This window comes from Bacillus sp. ISL-18, assembly GCF_018613415.1.
In the GTDB taxonomy this organism is placed as follows: domain Bacteria; phylum Bacillota; class Bacilli; order Bacillales; family Cytobacillaceae; genus Neobacillus.
Map to the genome: position 1 here is coordinate 1 of NZ_JAGGQG010000006.1, position 17977 is coordinate 17977.

Below are 17977 nucleotides of genomic sequence, written 5' to 3' on the forward strand. Positions count from 1 at the left end.
CTACTTGACGGGTGGCACTTCAACTTTTAGGGTACCTTCTTTTTTATGTTGTTATGTTAGGCTCCTCAATCCATTATGACTATTATATAACCTTACTATTGAAGAAATATTAGAATTATCAGCATAAATGTTGATTATCAAGAAATAGTTTTATTTTTAGCATGAAAGGTTTCTTTTTACTTAAAAGACGAACATTATTAATAATTGACAAACCAATATTCGTGTTATACAATCAATTTTGGGTTTGAGATAAAAAGTAGCCAAACTCAATTATGATTAAGAGGATGAAACGGTTCACTTTCGGCAAACTATTTTTATTAACTAAGTTATTTTTAATTAAAACATGAATTCAAAGTACAAAACTTAAAATATGGAGTGAAAACACACATGGATAATGTATTTGACTATGAAGATATTCAGCTTGTACCAGCAAAATCAATCGTAAACAGCCGTACTGAATGTGATACAACGGTTACATTTGGCGGCCGTACATTTAAACTGCCTGTTGTGCCTGCAAATATGCAGACAATTATAGATGAGAGGATTGCCGTTTACTTAGCAGAAAATAATTACTTCTATATTATGCATCGATTTCAGCCAGAGAAGCGCTTGGATTTTGTTAAAGACATGCAAGCTAGAGGATTGTATGCATCGATTAGTGTGGGCGTAAAAGAAGATGAGTATCGTTTTATTAAAGAATTAGCAGAAGAAAATCTTACACCTGAATACATTACCATTGATATTGCACACGGACATTCCAATGCTGTTATTAATATGATTCAGCATATCAAGAAACATCTTCCTGGAAGTTTTGTCATTGCTGGAAATGTTGGAACACCTGAAGCTGTAAGAGAACTGGAGCATGCAGGTGCAGATGCTACAAAAGTCGGAATTGGACCAGGTAAGGTTTGTATTACTAAAATAAAAACTGGATTTGGGACTGGCGGATGGCAATTAGCTGCACTTAGATGGTGTGCAAAGGCAGCAAGCAAACCTATAATTGCTGATGGAGGCATCCGTACGCATGGTGATATTGCCAAATCAATTCGATTTGGGGCTTCTATGGTGATGATTGGTTCGTTGTTTGCTGGGCATGAAGAATCTCCAGGAGAAACAGTTGAAAAAGACGGAGAGCTTTATAAGGAATATTTTGGTTCAGCTTCCGAGTTCCAAAAAGGTGAGAAAAAAAATGTTGAAGGCAAAAAGATGTATGTTAAATTTAAGGGGTCTTTACAGGATACCCTAGTGGAAATGGAGCAGGATCTGCAATCTTCAATTTCCTATGCTGGCGGTAACAAGCTCTCAGCCATTCGAAATGTAGATTATGTTATTGTGAAAAATTCCATTTTCAATGGAGATAAGATTTATTAAGATTGATGAAAAATCGGCCAATTGGTCGATTTTTTTTTTATCCGATTACCTGTATTATTAACAGAATGAAATTTTAAGTAAGATTCCCTCATAAAAAGTGAATTTCTTTCGAACTTCTATATATAGCTTAATAAAGGGAGAGTATTCCCTTTTTTGAAAAAAGTCAACTTTCTACATTAATATATTGCATCATCAACTGAGCAAACAAGGGAATAGGGGAGAGTTTTTTGAAGGAATTTGTGGTTTGTTATACCTTAGAAAATGATATTAAACGAGAAAGAATACTGAAAGAGACCGATACTAAAAGGGAAGAGGTTGTTCAAGAGATACTAGAAAAAATTGAACAGCGGAAATACTTTCTTGCCAGAGACAGCCAAGGAGATTACTGGATTAATAGTTCTTTAATCCGTTACATTCGTGTAAATGAACAAAATCGGCTAAAATATAACCTCATCCATATGTTGTAACTAGAAAATACCTCTTAAATCAACTTTGAGTAACTATGTATAGGGGAGAGTAGTAGAATGTCAGAAGAAACCTATCAATCTCGTGAAGAACGAAAAGCAGCGGAAAAAGCGAGACAAAATCAACAAAAGAGCAATCGATTACCAAAAAAAGGTTCAATTTTTAAAAAAATAATTATCGTCTGTTTAGTGCTCGGACTCGTGTCAACAAGTGCAGGAGCGATTACTTTTGCTTCTATGATAAAAAATGTGCCTAAGTTGGATTCTTCTAAACTGGTCGATCCACTTTCGACAAAATTTTATGATAAAGACGGAAATTTTTTATATGAATATGGAAAAGAAAAGCGTACTAAAATTTCGTATGACCAAGTACCAAAAGTGCTTGAGGAGGCATTTATTGCTACGGAAGATTCTCATTTCTATGAACATCACGGCATAGACATAAAAAGGACTGCCAAGGCTATTTTAGTGAATTTAACGGGAGACTTCGGATCACAGGGCGGAAGTACGATTACACAGCAGGTAATTAAGAACTCGTTTTTGACTCCCGAGAAAACATTAAAGCGAAAAGTCCAGGAATGGGACTTGGCGTATCAGTTAGAACAAAAATATTCCAAGCATGATATTTTAATGATGTATTTAAATAAGATTTACCTTGGTAACCGCTCCTATGGAGTTGCAGCAGCGGCGAAGAACTACTATGGCATTGAAGCAAACGATTTGAAAAAATTATCGCTCGCACAAGCAGCTATGTTAGCTGGACTGCCGCAGAGTCCGAATAATTACGATCCGACAAAACCGGAAAACAGAGATGATGCAACGAAACGCAGAAATATTGTTTTAAGTTCAATGCTTAGAGATGGGTATATAACAGCAGAACAAATGAAGGAAGCATCAAAAGTTCCCATAACAGAGGGGCTAGTAGGAAAAACAGCTCAACAAAGTATGCCTTACGAGGCATTTTTAGATGCAGTGGTGAAAGAGGTAAAAGGAAAACTGAAGGATGTTGACATAAGCAAGGATGGGTTATCTATTTATACGACACTGGATCCAAAGGCACAGGATTATGCAGACAAAATGATGAATACCAATGAAATTATTGCTTATCCAGATTCTAATTTTCAGGGAGCTTTTGTCTTTCTAGATACCAAAACAGGAGAAGTTAGGGCGATTGGAAGTGGACGAAACGGCTATAAAGCACAATTCCTTGGCAACAATTTTGCAGTCGATTTAAATCGTCAACCAGGCTCTTCATTTAAACCGATTTTTGATTATGGTCCTGCGATTGAAAAGTTAAAATGGTCAACTGCTCATAAGATTAATGACCAAGAGACCTTCTATACAACCGGTCAGCCGATTTCAAACTGGGATCATCAATATCACGGATTACTGACGATTAGGACAGCACTTGAAAAATCTTATAATATTCCTGCGCTTCTCACCCTTAGAGAAGTGGGACTTGATAGGTCCAAGAACTTTGCAGAACAACTCGGCATTAAATTTAAAAATGACCAAGTTTATGAATCTTATTCAATTGGAAGTAATACTGTCAGTCCTGTAGAAATGGCAGGAGCGTACAGTGCTTTTGGAAATGATGGTGTCTACAATAAACCGCATTTTGTCCAAAAAGTGGTTTTTCCAAATGGTAAGGCTGTTAATTTTGCCGAAAAGTCACAGCGTGTCATGCAAGACTACACTGCCTATATGGTAACCGACATGTTGCGTTCAGTCGTAAATACAGGGACAGGAACGACAGCAAATGTTCCGGGGCTAGACGTTGCCGGAAAAACAGGAACAACCAATTTTGATACAAAGACTCGAGAGAAATACGGTTATCCAAAATCAGCGACAAATGATAGCTGGTTTGCAGGATACACACCACAGTACACCATGGCAGTCTGGACAGGATATGCACAAAACGGATCTGGCAATTACATGGAAGGAAATACGACAAAAATTGCCCAATATATGTTCAAAGCAATGATGCAATCCTTTGGAACAGATCCATCTAGTTTCCAGCAGCCAAACAGTGTTTATCGAGTAAATAATGAATTTTATATAAAAGGGAACAGTTCTGCGGAAGTCCCAGTAAAACCTAAAAACACGGAAGAAAAAGCCACAACAAAAAACAGTGGAAACAACGGTAGTGAAATCAAAAAGAATCATTCAGAAGGATGGAAAAAACAAAAAGAAAAAGGAAAAGGGAAAGGCAAAGAGAAAAATAAATAAGAAGCATGGGGACGGTTCTTTTGCTTCTCAACCTCCAGGCATGTCCTTATCTTTAATAAACTAGTAAAGATTTTTATTGACTTCATGTATAAAATTCAATAAACTAATTGTTAATTAACAAATAAAGGCAATGATGAGAAAAAGTAGAATGAATTTGTTTTTCCACAGAGAGCTTCGGAAGCTGAAAAGAAGCAAAAGCAATCATTTGAACAATGGTCTCTGAGCTTCGTACTGAAAATACGATTTGTATTAGTAGGATACGGCGAGTTTTGGCACTCGTTATCAATGCCACGGTATATGAGCACGTTACATAGCTCCGTACTTGCTGAGTCAAATGGTGTGAGCTATTTGTGAAATAAGGTGGTATCACGTGGTATATAAACCTCGTCCTTAACTAGTAACAGTTAAGGCGGGGTTTTTTTGTTTTTATTAAGTAAATAGTGGGAGGGATTCATTATGAATATTTTTATCGGCGGTGCGTGGGCGTATGCGAATGGCTCGTTACATCTTGGTCACATTTCAAGTTTGCTACCTGGTGATATTCTAGCGAGATATTACCGTTTAAAAGGAGAAGAGGTTTTATATGTATCAGGCAGCGATTGTAATGGAACACCGATAACCATTAGAGCAAAACAAGAGGGGGTATCTCCGCAAGTAATTGCGAATCGTTACCACCAAGAATTTGCAGACTGTTTTTCAAGATTAGGATTTTCTTACGACGTGTATACAAGAACCGATACAGCACATCATCATCAAATTGTTCAAGAAATATTTTTAGCCTTACTTGAAAAGAATCTTATCTACAAAAAAGAAATCGAGCAAACCTATTGTGAATACGATCAGCAATTTTTACCCGATCGCTATGTGGAAGGGATTTGTCCAATTTGTGGGGCACAGGCTCGTGGGGATCAATGTGATTCTTGTTCAAGTGTGTTAGAACCGCTTGAATTACTAAATAGAAAATGCAAAATTTGCGGACATACGCCCACGACAAGAAAAACAGAGCATTTTTACTTTTCGTTAAGTTCCTTTCAAACTACTTTGGAGAACCTTACTCAGCAAGCTGAAAAAAATCATCTATGGCGTGAAAATGCACTATCGTTGACCAAAAGATATTTAAAAGAAGGCTTGCACGATCGAGCCGTTTCAAGGGATCTGCCTATTGGGGTAAGTGTGCCGGTATCAGGTTATCAGGATAAGAAAATCTACGTTTGGATTGAGGCCGTTTCGGGGTATTATACCGCCAGTAAACTATGGGCAAAAGAAACGAATCAAAATGACTCAGGGTTTTGGGAATCTTCTTCAACATCTTATTATGTACACGGAAAAGATAATATCCCGTTTCATTCCATTATATGGCCAGGAATTCTGGCAGGGCTTGAAAAAGAGCCATTACCGACACATATCGTTTCAAACGAATATCTTACGCTGGAAAAGAAAAAATTATCTACGAGTAAGAATTGGGCCGTTTGGGTTCCAGATATTTTAGAAAGATATGAACCTGATTCCATTCGTTACTTTTTAACAATTAATGCACCGGAAAGCCGTGATGCTGATTTTTCTTGGAAGGAATTCATCTATAGTCATAACAGTGAATTATTGGGCGCTTACGGGAACTTCGTAAATCGCACCTTGAAGTTTATAGAAAAGTCATTTGATGGTGTTATACCTAAAAAGGACGTTACACTTTCCATTCAAGATAAAGTGAATCATTTATACGAAGAAGTTGGAAATTCTATTGAAAGGACATCCTTCAAACAAGGATTGGAAAAGATTTTTGAATTAGTAAGATTCGCAAATAAATATTTTGACGAACAGCAGCCATGGAAGCAGGTAAACAAAGATCCTGAGTCATGCAAACAAACATTAACAAATTGCGTCTATCTAATAGGGAACCTAGCGCATGTCTTGACTCCATTTCTTCCTTTTTCGAGTGAAAAGGTAAATAAAATGTTAAACATACTAGAATCAAATTGGAAATCCTTCGGAGTTAAAACGGAATGTTTATCAAACGTTGAACCATTATTCGAACGGATTGATACAGCAAGAATTGAAAAAGAGCTGGAAAGGTTAAACCATCAAACTGTTTAACCATAAAACCATTGGATAACGATGACGCTGCTATAAAAAAGCGGCGTTTTTCCCATGTTCTGTTAAAGAACAGTCACCAATCCCTAAATGTCGGAATTTGTCGATAAAAAAATTAAACTGTATCCGTTTTCAGTTGTTAAGATAAGATGGTCCATAAATATTTTCAATTTTTGCTCTCTTACGACTATTTCAATCGTAGTGTGTATTGATGAGAACTTATACCAGGAGGATAAATAATGCAGCAGATACACAAATGTAAATCGAAAATTAATAGAAATGAGGAAAAGACGCAAACTGTCCGTCTAAGTATCGAAATTCCAGAAAACATAAGAGATAATTTTCGGGATGCTGTCGAAAATAACGGAAAGTCAATGAAAGATGTACTTAGAGTATATATGCAAAAATACATATGGAAACAAAGCGAATTACAAAGAAATAGACAAAAACGACGACAAAATATTTGATGGAAAGAACGAAAACCAAAGTGCCTTCCCTCACTATGGTTTTCATTCAAGGAATAATGTCACATATCTATTATAGTTTCAAAACAAGGTATCACCCAAGTTTCTAGTTAGATTTACTTACACACTTTTTTCTGCTTAAAGAAACTAACCATGAAACTTGGATATAGAAAACAGCTAGGTTCTGATACCTAGCTGTTTTTTTGTCTTATTGTTCAAACTTCTTCAAGGTTTGAATGACTGTATTGATTGCCTCGTTTTCGTCATCCCCGGAAACCTCTAAAGTAATTTCTGCCTGCTTTGGTATGGCTAATGATAAAACGCCGAGAACCGACTTTACATTAACTGTTCTTCCTTTGTGGGTAAGAAAAATATCCGAATTAAATTGCGAAGCTGCTTGAACCAATTGATTGACTGGTTGGGCGTATAATCCTGCTTTGTTATTAATTTTCACTGTTTGCTGAATCATTCTAGTCCTCCTTGGGAGATATTGTAGAGTTGGTTGTATCACCATTCTCTTATGTATGAAGCAAAGCTCTAAAAAATGCTGTTCATTTATCAAATTAGGCAAAATGGTAGGGTATTCCAAGTTGCAAAGGGGAGATATGAATCATTTCTATTTATGGATAGTGATTCTTTGATGCTTTATATACGAATAGACCCCGATAATAATAAAAATAATGATTGCCCCATTTGCAGTTATATTGATTACATTCGTATGCGGAAAAAGTCTATTGATTGTACTTAGCCAACCTGCTAACACGGGATCCTTCAAAATGCCAATGACAGCATTTTGTGCAATAAATGCTCCCGCAATTATATTAATCCAAAAAAAGCTAGTAGCGAGCTTTACAACGAATGGGAGGAATAGAAGCGATACTAAAAGACTTGAAAAGATTCCAAGTGTTACTGCTTCAACATGCTGAGATATCCCAGCAATAATGACTACACTGTCAAGACAAATTAAAAAGTCTGTTGCGGCTAAGATAGCTAACACTTTCATTTTTAAAAAAATAGAGTGATTGAATGGCCTTGTTAAGGGTTCTCCGTCGATTGATTTTCGAACAAGTTTAAAAGCAATCAAAAGTAAAATGAGACCCATCGATAGCTGCAGCATGGGGACACCTAAAATACTCTTGATGATAAAAACATAGATAGCCCGCGAGAAAGTTAGCACAATAATAGCTGGCAAGGTGATTCGTAAATGTGTATATCTACGTAAAATAGTCCCTAAAATTAACATATTATCAATGTCACTTACTAAGGTTATGAAAAAAACTTTAGCTAATTCAGTCAATTCCTTTGCCCCTTTTAATTCATCCTCTTACTAAATTTATGTACTCATACATTTTTTTATTAACTATTATTCTGAAAAATACAGTTAACATTGCGGCCAAACTAATGCTTGGAAGGAACAAACATGGAGTCCATTGTGGCATGTTCTTTTTTTATTGTTTATCCTCTTGTTTTTCAAATTGAAAGAGCCTATCTTTTTTCGGATTGTTTCTTTTTCGATGCATGTCCAACAAAAAAAATTTGTAGAAAATTTCTCAACAGATACTGGAAAATGGTTTATATCTGTTATATAATTAAAAATAATTAAAGATACTGTTATATAACAAAAAGTGGACAAAAAAAGATTTTTTATTAAAGAAGGGGATGAATGATGATGAAAATTGATGCAATTGCAAGGAGAATACTTGGTTGGAAGTTAAATAGGTGGGATCGTTGGTATGATTATGAACATGGGAAATTCATTCACGAGTCTGAGTTTCAGCCAGAACAGAATATAGACCATGCTATGCTTATCGTTGATCGGTTAGAAGGGCTAGGCTTTACCTATGAAATAAAAGGATTGTCAAAAGTTTGTTTTAATGATTTTTGTGCAACAGGAGAATCATTGGCACAAGCAATTACGAATGCTGCCTATGAAATTGTGGAACAGAATTCCATTATGGATAGCACAAGATTGTGGCAGAAGTTGTGCTAAATTTAAGTGACCAAAAATAAGGCAAATCGATGATAAGATTTACAGAGTGAGCTGATTACGCTCGCTTTTTTTGTCCCCAAAAAAGACCTTTGATTAAAATTTATGTGTTTTATAATTTTTCTAATGGATAGTTTTGATCCGTTATTTGGTAGAATAAGGTCAAAAGATAAGGGAGGAAGGCAATGACTAAACTAAATAAATTATTTTATGAAAGAATTGGATTATCTCAAGGACATCCAATAACATTTGATACATTAGCTACTGTTTTGGAAAAAACTGCCCAAACAATCCCGTTTGAAAATTTGTGTATCATTGAGAAAAATACCAATAAAATTACCAAGAGTAACTTAGTAAATAAAATTTTGGTTAGGAAGGAAGGGGGAATTTGCTATGAATTAAATTCACTTCTCTATTTCTATTTAATTGAAAATGGATTTGACGCCTTCTTAACACGCGGTGTGGTGTTTAATCAAGCTAAACAAGAATTTCAGGATCTCGGGAGGACCCATGTAACCATTCTAGTCAATTATGAAGGGGTAATCTATGTAGTCGATACTGGCTTTGGTGGGAATTTACCGTTAAGACCCGTTCCCTTAACAGGTGAGTCGGTTACCTCTCATAATGGGGAATTTAGAGTTCGCAAACTCGATACGAAATATGGGGACTACGTGCTGGAAATGAAGCTAAGACATAAAGATACAGAATGGAAGATAGGCTATGCCTTTGATAGCAGGAATCGTATTGACGATGTGACGGAATTTAATGAAATTCAATCCATTATCGCAGAACACCCTGAATCTCCTTTTAATAAAGGGCCATTACTTACACGGCTAACTAGTAAAGGGAATATAACTTTAACGAATTCAACCCGGACAGAGTGGAAGGATGGTATGGTTTCAAAAGAATTAATTGAGGATGAAAGATTTAAGCAATTGGCAAAACAACACTTTGGAATAGAAAAATGAAAGCAACGCCAAGGAGCGTTGCTTTCATTATTTTTCTTGAGTGTGGATAACTTGTACCCGTCCAACCTGCCCATCTGAGAGTCGGACTTTGATGCCATGAGGATGGGTAGAGGAGTTGGTAAGTATATCTTTTACAATCCCTCTGGTTAACTTCCCCGTTCGTTGATCTGCTTTTAAAACAATATCAACCGTCAATCCTGGCTGCAAGTCTTTCCGATTTCGTCCGTTCATTAGACACCCATTTTTCTGCGGGTATTACTTGGCTTTTTGGTTTGCTGGCTTTTCATCTTCTGGGTTGCTTGGCTGCTATTTGCCTGCCCTTTGCCTGAAGCAGATTGATTCTTTTTGTTTGCTAACTGCTGCTTCATTAGGTCTTGAAGACTAACCTTCTTTTTTTCTTCGGTTTGATTATTTTCAGTCATAGGAAATTCTCCTTTTTAAAATAGGTATTGTTATTATAGTATAATCTATTTTAAATGATTGTTAAAGAAGGCAAGACAATATAAAAATGACTGAAATGTCCTTAGTATCGACTAAATAAAAAACAACGCACTAACTAAATATAAACAAATCGCGATTGCCGCACCAATGACAGAAATCTTCAATTTAAAGCGAGCATACTCGACTAGTGGCATATCCAAGATTGACGCGGTCGTAATAGTCGTATCACCCAAGGGCGAAGTTAACGCACCAAACGCACCGCTCGCAAACACGGCTCCGACTGTTAACGGAATCGATGCACCGGTAGAAACAGCCAGCGACATACCTAAAGGCATAAACAACCCCCAAGTTCCCCAGGAAGACCCAATAAAATAGCCAATTAAAGAACCGAGCACGAAAATAGTGACAGGGGTCAAAAAAGCTGGCAGAAATGAACCCAATGTCGAACTGATAAACTTTGAAAAACCTAGATCCTCCGCCGATAATGTCAAAGACCAGATGAGGACTAGCAGACTAATGGCCTCCATCATTTGATTTCCGCCATCATAAAAATGGTATAAGATTTCATGCAAGGCTTGTCTCCTAATGATGTAAAACACAAACGATAAGACAAGTGTGACGAAAACGGCTAGCAGCATCACGAAGGTCGCATCTGCCCTCGAAAAAGCTTCGAATACCGTTTTAGCCCCTTTATCTTTACCATCTTTCCACAACAGGAATAATGATAATCCGAGTAGTAAAAAGACGGGGAAGATTAAATTCCAAGGCTGGGCTTTGACCAAGGACAATTCTTTTTGTATTCCCATTCGATGAAACTCATTTCCTTCTGCGTCTAATAACTCATGGTCATGTTGTCTAGCATGACCTCTCTTATCGGGATTCCAGAAGGTAAATAGAATTCCAATCACCAGCATCACAATCGCAAAAAAATCAAACAAGATACTTTGCAGGAATACATGATAAGCCGACATGTTTAATTGCAGTTTTCGGAAGCTTCCTTCTACTAATGAAACCATGAATCCCACAAACGCTGTCGCAACGGGCAAAAGGACAATGACTGATTCAGTGGAAATATCCATCATTAAGCCAACCCGTTGTTTAGGGACATTCATCTTTTTAATAAGCGATTTAACAACGGGACCAATCATCATAATCCGGAACATCGGCATCATAAACGTGAAGGGGAGGGTGAGCCAAATGAGTCCTAAGAGTCCTCGTTCTGTCTTAATCCGAGCCCCAATCCATTCTGAGAATCCTTTAATGCCACCGGAAATATTCATCATCCCAACCAACCCGCCAAATAAATAAAGAAACCCGATAATTTTTATATTGTTTCCATTGGATAGGGTTGTAACAATATAAGAAACGGTTTGATAGGCACCAGCTAATAAATCAGTTTGAACAATATAAGCTCCGGCCAGTAAGCCAACGACAAGGCCAGGCAAGATGTTTTTCAGCCATATGGACATGGAGATGACAATAATAAAAGGTAACAGAGAAAGCCAAGTGTGCTCCAAAGTCTCTTCCTCCGGTCATTTATCTTTAAACTATTTATTTATTATTGCCAAGGAGGTGGACATTATGTCGGTGGAAAAGAAAAACCGCCTTACTTCTAGGCGGTAGTGAGGTGTTAGAGGATTTTAATTGTCCGATAGTGTAACAAAACCATTCCTGAATGTTAAATACTTAATTTAGTAAGTGACGTTTATAGTTTACAAGTGCTTAATTTAATCTTTTCGCTTTTTTTGCAGCCTTTTTTAAAATAACCTCTATTTAGGCGTTCACACTTATTTAAAATGAAGGGATAATTTGCTAAAATTAGATAGAAAAGGGGGAGATGATCGTGGACGAAAGGTATCCAATTGGGAAATTTGAATTTACAGGTGAAATAACCAAAGATGTTGTTAAAACTTGGATAGAAGAGATTGAAGAATTACCTGAACTTTTAAGATCAGCTGTAAAAAACATGAATATGGAACAGCTCGCGACCCCATATCGACTTGGGGGATGGACAGTTCGTCAGGTTATCCATCATCTGGCCGATAGTCATATGAATGCATATATCCGTATTAAATTGGCCCTCACCGAAGAAAATCCGACGATTAAGCCTTACCAAGAAGAAAAATGGGCGGAACTTCCTGATAGTAAGTCACCTATTAATGTTTCATTAGAGCTCCTAACAGCCCTCCATAAACGATTGGTCCAACTCCTTCGTAGTTTAAGTCCGAATGATTTGAAGAAGACATTTTTACATCCAGAATCAGGCGAAGTATCTGTGGGCAGGAATATCGGCATGTATGCATGGCATGGCCGTCACCATCTAGCACATATTACATCCTTAACTTCTCGCAAGGGCTGGTTAGACTTATAATTCAATTTGAAAATAAAAAAAGGGAGTATGGATATGGAGGAAAATAACCAGATTCGAGAGGAAGTACTGCAGTCTGTTAGTGGTTTATCAGATGAACAGTTAAATACACAGGTGCAGGACGGATGCTGGACAATTATGCAGGTGCTCCAACACCTGTATTTACTAGAGCGTGCGATTACCTTTACTATATCAGATCAGCTGGCAAATGGACAAACTAAAAGTATAGGCGATAAACCAATACATTTAGCCATTAATCGGTCAACTAAGATTAAAGCACCTTCTATTGTAGAACCGGAAAATAAATTTCTCACTTTAGTTGAAATGAAAAAAAAACTCTCTGAATCTCGGGAAGCATTAACGAAAGTGGTGGATATTGCTGATCCATTATTATTAGCACAAAGAGCATATCCGCATCCTGTATTTGGTGAATTAAGCTTAAAACAGTGGATTCCGCTTATTGGATTGCATGAAAAAAGACATATTGAACAAATTGAAGAATTGAAGAAAGAATTAATTTAATTATTTATCTTGTCCATTTGGTCCATACTAAGGAGGAGACTTTAGCCAAGAAATTTGGGAAATGAAAAGGGGGAAAAAGTTTGGTACAAGAAAACTCTAACTCCAAAAGAACAAAAAATGCATCCAAGGCAGATGGAGTCATCCAGCCATTAATGTCAACAGGTACAACCGAACCAAGTTTTGATTGGGTTCCAAATGAAACCCACTCCACAACCGAACCAAAAATCGGGAACACTTCGGTTGGTGAAAAAGAAGACAAGAACAGGTGAATCTTTTAGGGAGGGCACTAATTATTAGTGCCCTTTTTATTGAAAATAGCATCGGATAGGAGGTTTCGATGGAATTTTGTTGAACTTGTATATAACGACAAAATTTCATTTCAGGGTGGTGGGAAGATGGAGGAAATCCAATATGCTTTTATAGATGAATTGGGTAATGATCGGTTTGATTTTGAAAAGGGGATAGGATCAACCCATTTTATTATTGCGTCTATTCTCCTAAAGGAATCAAATAAAGTGTCTTTAGAAAGAGAACTTGAACAGATCAGCCAAAAGTACTTTCAAACTGGAACAATGGATCCAAACATCATTGACCAGGATCCAACCCAAACCATGCAGCTACTAAATGACCTAAAGGACTTACCATTTAGTATTTATGCCTATGTCATTGATAAAAGAAAAATAAGAGAAGACCATGGAATTTTATATAGAGTACCTTTCCTTAAGTATTTAAACAGACAAATCTATGATGACTTAAATCGAACCTTCGAACAACTTGACTTTGCGGCAGATGAACAAGAATCTAAACTCTTTATTAGATCATTTAACGATTATATTAAAACAAGAAGCATACCGGATTTATTTAATTATTCTACCTTCGGATTCAACCAAACGCGTTCAGACAACATTCCTCAGCTAGCGAACTTATTCACCAGGATTCTTGCAACAGGATATGAAAGGACAATCTATACGGATCAATACCGTTCTTTTTCTAAAATCTTTAAAAGCAAGATAGCTGCTGTAAACCTTTTGCCCCAAGACTATAAGAACTTTCTTTTTGACTATCAGCCAGAGCATCATCACTCAAAATCTGATGAAATTATTATAGAGCAAGCCGTTAATCTAACGTATAAATATATTGAAAGGCATCGAAAAAGTGACGATGAGGATGAGCGGCTTCGCTTAGATTTCCTAAAGTTTCTGTTATTTAATTTGAAGGAAAATCCGGACGAGTATGTATATACGGAAGAAATCTTAGATAATCTGAACGCAATCCGCGATGTTAAATTAAATCCGCATAACTTCCGCTCTTCCATCGTTTCTAAACTTCGGGACAGCGGGTTATTGATTGCAAGCAGTAATAGAGGCTATAAATTACCTGCATGTCTAAACGACTTATACGATTTTGTGAATTTATCGAGTCTCACCATTCATCCCATGATTCAAAGAATAGCAAAATGCAGGGATCAGATTCTTCTTGCCACCAACAACGAGATCGACATCTTACAGCAAAAAGAATATGATTATCTGAAAAAAATAATTGATACGGGAAAAATGAAAATTTAATTTTTAGCTCAGTCGTTAGCTCAGCTAAAAAAGTTTTAAAATTTGACCTATCCACTTTTGAAGCTGGTATTAAACTGATTTTGATTAAAAAGGGCTGCCCCACATCTGGAGCAGCCCTTGAAACGTTTTGCTAAGGAATTAGATGAATATTGCATGTTTTTGCATATTTATTTATCAACACCCGACTGTTGGTGGAGGTATACCTTTATTTACTAGGGTGTAATGAAAACGCTTCCCAAAAAATTAGAATAAATATTCAAAAAAATATACAAAAAAGGATTGTCAAACTTGTATTTATAAAATATAATCTAGTTATTAAATGATGTGACAAAATATAACATGAAAATGAGAGGTAATGTGACGTGGCTGGAACACTAATATCAAACGCATCTACAGAAGCAACTTTAGAGCAAATCAAAGAAATAATCAAAGCGAAAAGTGTTGAACTATTACATTTGCAATTTGTCGATATTGAAGGGATTTTAAAACACGTCACGGTTACAAGTGCGCAATTAGAAGACGTAGTAGAAGGTAAAATGATGTTTGATGGTTCTTCTATCAAAGGTTTTTCACCTATTAATAAATCAGACCTTTATCTTCAACCAGATTTAACAACATTTGCGGTTCTGCCTTGGACAGAAGAAGCTGGATATTCAGAAGCTCGGTTCCTATGCTCAGCAGCCAATCCAGACGGCACTCCTTTCGAAGGAGATACAAGAAATGTATTGAAAAAAACAGTAGACCGTGCAGCTGATAAAGGATATACCATTTCAGTAGGTCCTGAGTTAGAGTTTTTCTTATTTAAAAACGATGACAATGGATACGCAACTACAGAGTTAACAGATAAAGCAGGCTATTTTGAGCCATCTCCACATGATCTTGGTGAGCGCGTTCGATTAGAAATCTACCGTGCATTAAAAGCAATGGGCTTTACGATTGAAGCTTCTCATCACGAAGTAGCAGAAGGCCAACATGAAATTAATTTTAAATATGCCGATGTATTAACGGCAGCTGACCTTGCAACTACCTATAAATGGGTTGTAAAAACAGTGGCGAAGAAATTTGGTATGCATGCTACCTTTATGCCAAAGCCAGTATTCGGAATCAACGGTTCTGGTATGCACGTAAATATGTCATTCTTTGAAGGAAGCGAAAATGCGTTTTTTGATCCAACTGATGAGATGCAATTATCAGAAAAAGCGTACCAATTTATTGCGGGAGTACTAGAAAACGTAAAGGGCATTGCAGCGGTAACCAACCCGTTAGTAAACTCTTATAAGCGTTTAGTACCTGGTTACGAAGCGCCTTGTTATATTGCGTGGTCTGCTTCAAACCGTTCAGCGCTAATTCGTATTCCTGCAAAAAGAGGACTCGCAACACGCGTAGAATTACGTTGTCCAGATCCATCTTCTAACCCTTACTTAACATTTGCGGTGATTGCATCTGCAGGTTTAGACGGAATTGAAAAAGGTTTAGAGGCACCAGCACCAATTAATGAAGATATCTTCCACATGAATGATGAAGAAAGAGCATTCAGGGGAATCGATAACTTGCCAGGCAGCTTAGCTGATGCGGTTAAAGAATTAGAAGCAGGAGAAATTGCTGCTAAAACACTCGGGGAACATGTTTACAATGAATATGTATCGATGAAAAAAGCAGAATGGGATAGCTACCGTACGGCCGTTCATACATGGGAAATCGAAAACTATCATTCTAAATTTTAAGTTTAAAATAAAAAGCGGGATAAGGCCGATTACGGCTTTGTTGCCCGCTTTTTTTATTAGTTTTGATTAAGAGTGCTAAATAATAGAATGTTACAGGAATGAATGTCTATTATTCACCTTGGCTTATTCACTTACAGTGATGCCAGGCTTTTTTGAAAACACATAATCCGAAGATAAGGAAAGCTAGAATGCCTATTAAAGCAATTAGGAAGTTTATAACAGTAACAAGTAAACCACCTAGGCCGATAATTCCAAGTAAAGTGGTAATCCAGCCCAAAACGACAGCAAGTACCCAGAATACCCCTGTTAAAAATCCAAGAAATGCTCCCCAGCAAAAATGATTAGAACTCATTTATTTTCACCCCCTGTCATCGGTTGTTCACCAACAGTGTATGCGGTTACCAGAGAATTTGTTTTCTTGAAATAGAAAAAGAGGCAAAAGACCTAACCTAACACGGAGTTGAACAACTAAGAAGCAGCTCGATTTAATCGATCGCTTGATTAAGTATAACGGAAATCCCTATGCCTTTGTCGCGGGTCATTAAGACGGAAAACCTAAGCACTAAAATTAAACAGACCAGATTCCCTTGTTCTGAATCTGGTCACTTTTTTAGTTAATGAGATAATTCTAAAAATTTACACAACTCCTACATAACTATTTTTATGAAAAACTATTATAATGACCCAACTATAACGGGCAATCCCTACTACTACGGCCACGTACCAGAAGTAACAGTGGATGCTAAAGGTGGAACAAAGGTGGTCAAACATTTCAGTATGGGCAGAATGGCCTTCGAACGTGTGAAAGTTATGCCTGATAATCGAACCGTTATTTATGGAATCGACAGCAATCCTGGCGGGCTGTTTATGTTTGTGGCTGACAAAGAAAAGGATTATCAGCTGGTACACTTTATGCGGCTAAATGGGTCCAAACCGGCACGGAGAATGGCGGTTCGGCTAACCTTGAATGGATTAAGCTTGGACATGCTAGCGATAAGAAAATTGAGAAGCTTGCTGATACTACCAAATTCAGTGGTATTTTTGAGGCAACAGATGATGCTGTAAAGGGAAAAGCTGAGGGCTACAAAGCGATCAAAACAGCAGCAAATGGCGGGAAAGTGGAATGGGTGAAAGTGAAACCAGGAATGGAAACGGCTGCTGCATTCTTAGAAACGCATCGATATGCGGCTTACCTAGGTGCAACTGTTGAATTTAATAAAATGGAAGGACTTGATTTTAATGAAAAAGACAATAAGGCTTACGTGGCTATTTCCTATCAGGAAAAGTCTATGTTAGCTGATCCTGCATCACCTGCAGATGATATCCAACTTCCAAAGATTAGTGCTGATAGAGTGTATGAACTTTCTTTTCAACCTAACAGAAAAACAATGGACGGCAAGAAAATAAGTAGTCATTATGTACCTGTCAGCATGACAGGAACTTTAATGGGGGAAGATTTATCAACACCGGATGCGGATGGAAATACCGCCAACGTTGATAAAATTGCGAATCCTGATAACGTCGTATTTTCACAGGATATGAGAACTTTATTTATCGCTGAAGATTCCGATAAACATGAAAACAACTATACATGGGCTTACAATGTCGATACCAAAAAACTTTCTAGAATCTTATCAGTACCGGGCGGCGGGGAATCAATCGGCTTACAGATGGTCGATAACCTTGACGGACATACGTATTTAATGAATAGTTCACAAAATCCAGGGTATGTTGGTTATATTTCAGGTCTTCCGTTTATGGGGAAAGATAAAAAATAACTGGATAA

At 37.0% G+C, this 17977-nt stretch carries 19 protein-coding genes, 1 pseudogene and 1 other annotated feature; of the genes and pseudogenes, 14 read left to right on the forward strand and 6 right to left on the reverse strand.

Translation table 11 applies throughout. From position 1 onward, the window contains the following. Nucleotides 1-387 precede the first annotated feature (387 nt). The 5 genes from guaC to J7E81_RS09270 all read left to right on the forward strand — a co-directional run bounded on the left by guaC (nucleotide 388) and on the right by J7E81_RS09270 (nucleotide 6619). Nucleotides 388-1371 carry a GMP reductase gene (gene guaC / locus J7E81_RS09250; RefSeq protein ID WP_215041871.1) on the forward strand — a complete coding sequence of 328 codons (984 nt, stop codon included), beginning with the start codon at nucleotides 388-390 and terminating at the stop codon, nucleotides 1369-1371. A gap of 227 nt (nucleotides 1372-1598) precedes the next feature. Next, nucleotides 1599-1838, forward strand: coding sequence for a hypothetical protein (locus J7E81_RS09255; protein ID WP_215041872.1), 240 nt, complete (start codon nucleotides 1599-1601; stop codon nucleotides 1836-1838). Between the two features lie 57 nt (nucleotides 1839-1895). Further along, entirely contained in the window at nucleotides 1896-4064 is a 2169-nt protein-coding gene (locus J7E81_RS09260) for a transglycosylase domain-containing protein (protein ID WP_215041873.1), read from the forward strand. Nucleotides 4065-4185: 121 nt separating this feature from the next. Next, nucleotides 4186-4459, forward strand: a binding site (T-box leader). A 61-nt stretch (nucleotides 4460-4520) separates the two neighbouring features. Continuing rightward, nucleotides 4521-6155 (forward strand): methionine--tRNA ligase, encoded by a 1635-nt coding sequence (metG, locus tag J7E81_RS09265; RefSeq protein ID WP_215041874.1) that lies wholly within the window; start codon nucleotides 4521-4523, stop codon nucleotides 6153-6155. A 236-nt stretch (nucleotides 6156-6391) separates the two neighbouring features. After that, nucleotides 6392-6619, forward strand: coding sequence for a hypothetical protein (locus J7E81_RS09270; protein WP_215041875.1), 228 nt, complete (start codon nucleotides 6392-6394; stop codon nucleotides 6617-6619). 205 nt (nucleotides 6620-6824) lie between these two features. Here the strand turns inward: J7E81_RS09270 and J7E81_RS09275 are convergent, their stop codons facing one another. Both J7E81_RS09275 and J7E81_RS09280 read right to left on the reverse strand, forming a co-directional pair. Continuing rightward, nucleotides 6825-7085 carry an HPr family phosphocarrier protein gene (locus J7E81_RS09275; protein WP_215041876.1) on the reverse strand — a complete coding sequence of 87 codons (261 nt, stop codon included), beginning with the start codon at nucleotides 7083-7085 and terminating at the stop codon, nucleotides 6825-6827. A 147-nt stretch (nucleotides 7086-7232) separates the two neighbouring features. Next, nucleotides 7233-7913 carry a TerC family protein gene (locus J7E81_RS09280; RefSeq protein ID WP_215041877.1) on the reverse strand — a complete coding sequence of 227 codons (681 nt, stop codon included), beginning with the start codon at nucleotides 7911-7913 and terminating at the stop codon, nucleotides 7233-7235. 369 nt (nucleotides 7914-8282) lie between these two features. Here J7E81_RS09280 and J7E81_RS09285 point away from each other — a divergent pair, with 369 nt between their 5' ends. Further along, complete coding sequence (locus J7E81_RS09285) at nucleotides 8283-8606, forward strand: BC1872 family protein (RefSeq protein WP_215041878.1); 324 nt, start codon at nucleotides 8283-8285, stop codon at nucleotides 8604-8606. Between the two features lie 182 nt (nucleotides 8607-8788). Continuing rightward, nucleotides 8789-9571, forward strand: coding sequence for an arylamine N-acetyltransferase family protein (locus J7E81_RS09290; RefSeq protein WP_215041879.1), 783 nt, complete (start codon nucleotides 8789-8791; stop codon nucleotides 9569-9571). Nucleotides 9572-9598: 27 nt separating this feature from the next. Here J7E81_RS09290 and J7E81_RS09295 read toward each other — a convergent pair whose 3' ends face one another. The 3 genes from J7E81_RS09295 to J7E81_RS09305 form a co-directional block, all read right to left on the reverse strand. Continuing rightward, nucleotides 9599-9802, reverse strand: coding sequence for a YwbE family protein (locus J7E81_RS09295; RefSeq protein WP_215041880.1), 204 nt, complete (start codon nucleotides 9800-9802; stop codon nucleotides 9599-9601). After that, nucleotides 9802-9993, reverse strand: coding sequence for a hypothetical protein (locus J7E81_RS09300; protein WP_215041881.1), 192 nt, complete (start codon nucleotides 9991-9993; stop codon nucleotides 9802-9804). The genes J7E81_RS09295 and J7E81_RS09300 overlap by 1 nt, the downstream gene beginning before the upstream one ends. 111 nt (nucleotides 9994-10104) lie before the next feature. Beyond that, a complete protein-coding gene (locus tag J7E81_RS09305) occupies nucleotides 10105-11529 on the reverse strand; it encodes a Na+/H+ antiporter NhaC family protein (RefSeq protein WP_215041882.1) in 1425 nt (474 codons plus the stop codon). Nucleotides 11530-11852: 323 nt separating this feature from the next. Between J7E81_RS09305 and J7E81_RS09310 the strand changes: the two genes are divergently transcribed. From J7E81_RS09310 to glnA, 5 genes are all read left to right on the forward strand, one after another. Continuing rightward, complete coding sequence (locus J7E81_RS09310; protein ID WP_308162196.1) at nucleotides 11853-12383, forward strand: YfiT family bacillithiol transferase; 531 nt, start codon at nucleotides 11853-11855, stop codon at nucleotides 12381-12383. A gap of 33 nt (nucleotides 12384-12416) precedes the next feature. Next, on the forward strand, nucleotides 12417-12902 hold the full coding sequence (locus J7E81_RS09315; protein WP_215041884.1) for a DinB family protein: 486 nt from the start codon (nucleotides 12417-12419) through the stop codon (nucleotides 12900-12902). 80 nt (nucleotides 12903-12982) lie between these two features. After that, the gene (locus J7E81_RS09320; RefSeq protein WP_215041885.1) at nucleotides 12983-13171 is read left to right on the forward strand and encodes a hypothetical protein; all 189 of its coding nucleotides are present in this window, start codon (nucleotides 12983-12985) and stop codon (nucleotides 13169-13171) included. A 126-nt stretch (nucleotides 13172-13297) separates the two neighbouring features. Further along, nucleotides 13298-14467 carry a hypothetical protein gene (locus J7E81_RS09325; protein ID WP_215041886.1) on the forward strand — a complete coding sequence of 390 codons (1170 nt, stop codon included), beginning with the start codon at nucleotides 13298-13300 and terminating at the stop codon, nucleotides 14465-14467. Between the two features lie 362 nt (nucleotides 14468-14829). Further along, nucleotides 14830-16191: a type I glutamate--ammonia ligase gene (glnA, locus tag J7E81_RS09330; RefSeq protein ID WP_215041887.1), complete on the forward strand. Its 1362-nt coding sequence runs from the start codon at nucleotides 14830-14832 to the stop codon at nucleotides 16189-16191. A 127-nt stretch (nucleotides 16192-16318) separates the two neighbouring features. Here glnA and J7E81_RS09335 read toward each other — a convergent pair whose 3' ends face one another. After that, nucleotides 16319-16543: an ABC transporter gene (locus J7E81_RS09335; RefSeq protein WP_215041888.1), complete on the reverse strand. Its 225-nt coding sequence runs from the start codon at nucleotides 16541-16543 to the stop codon at nucleotides 16319-16321. A gap of 311 nt (nucleotides 16544-16854) precedes the next feature. Here J7E81_RS09335 and J7E81_RS09340 point away from each other — a divergent pair, with 311 nt between their 5' ends. Together J7E81_RS09340 and J7E81_RS09345 are read left to right on the forward strand one after the other, a co-directional pair. Next, nucleotides 16855-17256, forward strand: coding sequence for a hypothetical protein (locus tag J7E81_RS09340; protein WP_215041889.1), 402 nt, complete (start codon nucleotides 16855-16857; stop codon nucleotides 17254-17256). Beyond that, nucleotides 17151-17969 (forward strand): annotated as a pseudogene (locus tag J7E81_RS09345) (alkaline phosphatase PhoX); the annotation flags it as partial. The gene J7E81_RS09340 and the pseudogene J7E81_RS09345, both read left to right, overlap by 106 nt. Nucleotides 17970-17977: the final 8 nt, after the last annotated feature.

What these genes read in the sequence shown, in the direction of transcription:
- J7E81_RS09290 (WP_215041879.1), top strand. Translation starts at nt 8,789, where the DNA reads ATGACTAAACTAAATAAATTATTTTATGAAAGAATTGGATTATCTCAA.
- J7E81_RS09285 (WP_215041878.1), top strand. Translation starts at nt 8,283, where the DNA reads ATGATGAAAATTGATGCAATTGCAAGGAGAATACTTGGTTGGAAGTTA.
- J7E81_RS09300 (WP_215041881.1), bottom strand. Translation starts at nt 9,993, where the DNA reads ATGACTGAAAATAATCAAACCGAAGAAAAAAAGAAGGTTAGTCTTCAA.
- J7E81_RS09275 (WP_215041876.1), bottom strand. Translation starts at nt 7,085, where the DNA reads ATGATTCAGCAAACAGTGAAAATTAATAACAAAGCAGGATTATACGCC.
- J7E81_RS09270 (WP_215041875.1), top strand. Translation starts at nt 6,392, where the DNA reads ATGCAGCAGATACACAAATGTAAATCGAAAATTAATAGAAATGAGGAA.
- J7E81_RS09340 (WP_215041889.1), top strand. Translation starts at nt 16,855, where the DNA reads ATGAAAAACTATTATAATGACCCAACTATAACGGGCAATCCCTACTAC.
- J7E81_RS09325 (WP_215041886.1), top strand. Translation starts at nt 13,298, where the DNA reads ATGGAGGAAATCCAATATGCTTTTATAGATGAATTGGGTAATGATCGG.
- J7E81_RS09315 (WP_215041884.1), top strand. Translation starts at nt 12,417, where the DNA reads ATGGAGGAAAATAACCAGATTCGAGAGGAAGTACTGCAGTCTGTTAGT.
- J7E81_RS09335 (WP_215041888.1), bottom strand. Translation starts at nt 16,543, where the DNA reads ATGAGTTCTAATCATTTTTGCTGGGGAGCATTTCTTGGATTTTTAACA.
- J7E81_RS09295 (WP_215041880.1), bottom strand. Translation starts at nt 9,802, where the DNA reads ATGAACGGACGAAATCGGAAAGACTTGCAGCCAGGATTGACGGTTGAT.
- guaC (WP_215041871.1), top strand. Translation starts at nt 388, where the DNA reads ATGGATAATGTATTTGACTATGAAGATATTCAGCTTGTACCAGCAAAA.
- metG (WP_215041874.1), top strand. Translation starts at nt 4,521, where the DNA reads ATGAATATTTTTATCGGCGGTGCGTGGGCGTATGCGAATGGCTCGTTA.
- J7E81_RS09260 (WP_215041873.1), top strand. Translation starts at nt 1,896, where the DNA reads ATGTCAGAAGAAACCTATCAATCTCGTGAAGAACGAAAAGCAGCGGAA.